The organism is Variovorax sp. P1_H12_2 (assembly GCF_056405335.1).
Genome location: NZ_JBFUCI010000526.1, coordinates 1 through 3,830 on the forward strand (window position 1 = coordinate 1; position 3,830 = coordinate 3,830).

Genomic DNA, 3,830 nt, shown 5'->3' on the forward strand with positions numbered 1-3,830 from the left:
CTACCGCTACCGGGTGCACGGCCCGGTGAACCTGGCGCGCCTGACGCAGCTGATCGACCTGCTCGACGAGCCGCAGCTTCGCTTTGCGCCGTACCAGGCCTCCTACCCGATCACGCTGTCGCCCGGGCAGTCCTTCTTCGACCGGCTGCAGCGCGGCGACGTGCTGATCCACCAGCCCTTCGAGAGCTTCGGCGGCGTCCTGGCCTTCCTGCGCGAAGCGGTGCAAGACCCGCAGGTGCTCGCGATCAAGCAGACGATCTACCGCACCGGCACTGACTCCGAGCTGATGGACCTGCTGCGCGAGGCGGTCCGCCGCGGCAAGGAAGTGACCGTGGTGGTGGAACTCAAGGCGCGCTTCGACGAAGAGGCCAACATCAACTGGGCCGAGATGCTCGAGTCGATCGGCGCCCAGGTCGTCTACGGCGTGGTCGGCCTGAAGACGCACGCCAAGATGCTGCTGGTGACGCGCCGCGAGGGCCGGCAGATGCGGCGCTACGGCCATCTGTCGACCGGCAACTACAACCCGCGCACCGCCGCGCTCTACACCGACATCAGCCATCTCACGGCCGACCCGCTGCTGACCGCCGACATGGAGGCGGTGTTCGTGCACCTGGCCAGCCAGAGCCGGCTGCCGAAGCTGCACCGCATGTGGCTGGCGCCCTTCGACCTGCATCGCAACCTGATCGCGCGCATCGACGCGCTCGGGGTCGCCGCGGCGGCCGGCAAGGCCACGCGCATCGTCGCCAAGATGAACGCGCTGACCGACGAGGCGCTGATCGCCTCGCTGGTCAGGGCCGGGCAGAAGGGCGTCAAGATCGACCTCATCGTGCGTGCCGCCTGCACCTTGCCGGCGCGGGTGCCGGGGCTGACCGACAACATCCGCGTGCGCTCGGTGATCGGGCGCTTCCTCGAACATTCGCGGGTCTTCTATTTCCGCCAGGGCGACGACGAGTCGCTGTACCTTTCGAGCGCCGACTGGATGAACCGCAACATGCTGCGCCGGATCGAACTGGCCTGGCCGGTGACCGACCCGGGGCTGCGGCAACGGCTCATCGACGAGTGCCTGGTGGCCTACCTGCACGACGGGCGCGACGCCTGGGACCTCGGTCCCGACGGCGTCTATCGCCGCGTCGACGCGGACACGCATGCGGGTGAGGAGGGCGCCTCGCGCGCCATCGAGGCCCACGGTGCGCAGACGGCCCTCATGAACCGCTACGCTTCGCGCGGGCTCCGCCGCGCGGCATCACGGGATTGACCGAATCATGGACCTTATTTTCTGGCGCCACGCCGAGGCAGACGACTGGACCGAGGGCTGCGACGACCTGCAGCGCGCGTTGACCTCGCGCGGCGAGAAGCAGGCCAAGCGCATGGCCGGCTGGCTCGATCGGCAGCTGCCCGAGGGCACGCGCATCGTGTGCAGTCCGGCGCGCCGGTGCGAGCAGACCGCGCTGGCGCTCGGGCGCAAGTACAAGCTGCGCACCGAGCTCGCGCCCGACACCACGCCCGATGCGCTGCTGGCCGCCGCCGGATGGCCGAACGGCAAGTCGGTGGTGCTGCTGATCGGCCACCAGCCTTCGCTGGGCCAGGCGATCTCGCTGCTGCTGGGGCTGCAGCAGGACAGCTGCCCGGTGCGCAAGGGCGCGGTCTGGTGGATCCGCACGCGCGAGCGAGACGGCGACGTGCAGACGGTGGTGGTGACGGTTCAGGCGCCCGAGCTGCTGTAGCGGCGTTCGGGCGCGGGGCTCAGGGCCGGCCGGCGCCGGGCCGCCAGCGCGGCGAAGTCCGCGCTTGACACGGACGGGCGGCCTGCAGCTACCCCCTTGGGGGCAGCGACCCACACGCAGTGGGGGAGCGTGGGAGCCTCCAGATTCAGATTCCGGTGAGCTCGAGCCGCCACGGGGTCTTCTGCCAGGCCAGCACCTCTTCGCGCAGCAGGTACGCGGATTGCGGGAAGAGGTCGGACCAGCCGGCGCGGCAGCCGACGACGAACAGCCGCGTGTCGGGCTGTTCGATTCGCAGCCCCTGCAGGTCGGGGTTGCGCCGGGCGTGGCACAGGATCACGGCCAGCCGCAGCGCGATGAGCTGCGGGACGAAGCTCTCGTCGTCCAGCGACGTTTCCAGCTTGCGCAGCTTGCCGCGATGCCCCAGCACCAGCTGGCTCAGGGCATGCATCTCGTTGACCGCGAAGCCGGGCGCCTCGGCGTTGTCCAGGATGTAGGCGCCGTGCTTGTGGTATTCGCTGTGCGAGATCTGGGTCCCGATCTCGTGCAGCTGCGCGGCCCAGCCGAGCTTGCGCAGCGCGCGGCCGGCCCGGCTCGTGGTGCTGCCGCCGCGCGCCGCCGGATTGAGCTGCACATAGAGGGCGGCGGCGGTCTCGCCGACCCGCTTGACCTGGGCGCTGTCGACCGGAAAGCGGGTCGCCAGCCGTGCCACGGTGGCAGTGCGCAGGTCGGCCACCACGTCGTCGCGCTCGAGCAGCTCGTACAGCACGCCATGGCGCAGTGCGCCCTGGGCGACCTTCATTTCCTCGATCTCGAGCAGGTCGAACACGGCCCGCAGAACGGTCACGCCGCCGCCGATCACCGCCTTGCGGTCCTCTCGCATGCCCTCGATGCGCAGCCGGTCGGCGTTGCCGGCCCGCAGCAGCCGGTCGACCAGCCAGTCGAGACCATCGCGCGTGATCAGGCCCGGCTCGTTGCCGGCCGCGGTCAGGACGTCGCCGACGGCGCCGATCGTGCCGGAGCTGCCGTACACGACGTCCCAGCGGTCGGGCACGTAGGTTTCCAGCGCTTCGTCGAGCACCGCCTTGGCAGCCACCTCGGCAGCCTGGAAGGCCGAGGGCGTGAACAGCCCCTGCGGGAAGTGCTTCATCGACCAGGCGACGCTGCCGACCCGGTAGGACTCCATGACCTCGGCCACGAGCGCCTGGCCGATGATCATCTCGGTCGAGCGGCCGCCGATGTCCACCACCAGGCGGCGTTCGCGATTCGAGGCGTCGGTGTGGGGCAGGGTGTGCGCCACGCCCTGGTAGATCAGGCGGGCCTCCTCGGGGCCCGTGACGACGTCGATGCCGAAGCCCAGAACGGTGCGTGCGCGCAACAGGAACTCGTCGCGGTTGCGGGCTTCGCGCAGCGTCTGGGTGGCCACCGCGCGGACCTGGGAGCGATCGAAGCCCGCCAGCCGTTCGCCGAAGCGCGCCAGCGTGTCCCAGCCGCGCTGCATCGCCTCCGGCGTGAGATTGCGCGAACTGTCGAGGCCGTTGCCCTGGCGGACGGTTTCCTTGAGGTATTCGGTGCGATGGATCTGGCCGTGGTCGACCTGGCCGATCTCCAGTCGATAGCTGTTCGAGCCGAGATCGACCGCGGCGAGGCGGGTTCCGTTTTTCATAGTGAGGTGCAAAGGGCGGGGCCTGATCGTAGCCCGGTGGGCACGCAAGGCTAGATGGGCCGTGTGACGAATATGTGACAGCGACACACGATCACACACCGCAGCAGCTGTTTCTCCCTCTGTACGCGGGTGTCACGACGTTGTCACACAAGCTTTCTAGAGTCGCTGCCAAGCCCCCAAGGGGCCCTTTTGCAGCTCAAAGGAAGCACCATGAAAACGACGTTCAAATTCGCTGCCGCCGGCCTGATCGCCGCGGCATTCGCGCAAGTTCCGGCCCTGGCCCAGGAAGCCGCCACCGGCGCCGGCGCCAGCTTCCCGGCGCCGCTGTATTCGAAGTGGGCCGCCGATTTCAACAAGGCCACCGGCGCCAAGATCAACTACCAGTCGGTCGGCTCGGGCGCCGGCCTCAAGCAGATCGACGCCAAGACGGTCGACTTCGGCGC

The 3,830-nt window shown here is 69.4% G+C and carries 4 protein-coding genes; 3 read left to right on the forward strand and 1 reads right to left on the reverse strand.

The features are described 5' to 3' along the window. Window positions 1-1,255 (forward strand): polyphosphate kinase 1 (ppk1, locus tag AC1D2K_RS31590; RefSeq protein ID WP_478093991.1); only part of this gene is annotated, 1,255 nt, incomplete at its 5' end. Between the two features lie 7 nt (window positions 1,256-1,262). Continuing rightward, window positions 1,263-1,724, forward strand: coding sequence for a SixA phosphatase family protein (locus AC1D2K_RS31595; protein WP_478093993.1), 462 nt, complete (start codon window positions 1,263-1,265; stop codon window positions 1,722-1,724). 145 nt (window positions 1,725-1,869) lie between these two features. Here AC1D2K_RS31595 and AC1D2K_RS31600 read toward each other — a convergent pair whose 3' ends face one another. Continuing rightward, a complete protein-coding gene (locus AC1D2K_RS31600) occupies window positions 1,870-3,387 on the reverse strand; it encodes a Ppx/GppA phosphatase family protein (protein ID WP_478093995.1) in 1,518 nt (505 codons plus the stop codon). A 210-nt stretch (window positions 3,388-3,597) separates the two neighbouring features. Between AC1D2K_RS31600 and AC1D2K_RS31605 the strand changes: the two genes are divergently transcribed. Then, window positions 3,598-3,830: substrate-binding domain-containing protein (locus AC1D2K_RS31605; RefSeq protein WP_478093997.1), on the forward strand; the 233-nt coding region annotated here is incomplete at its 3' end.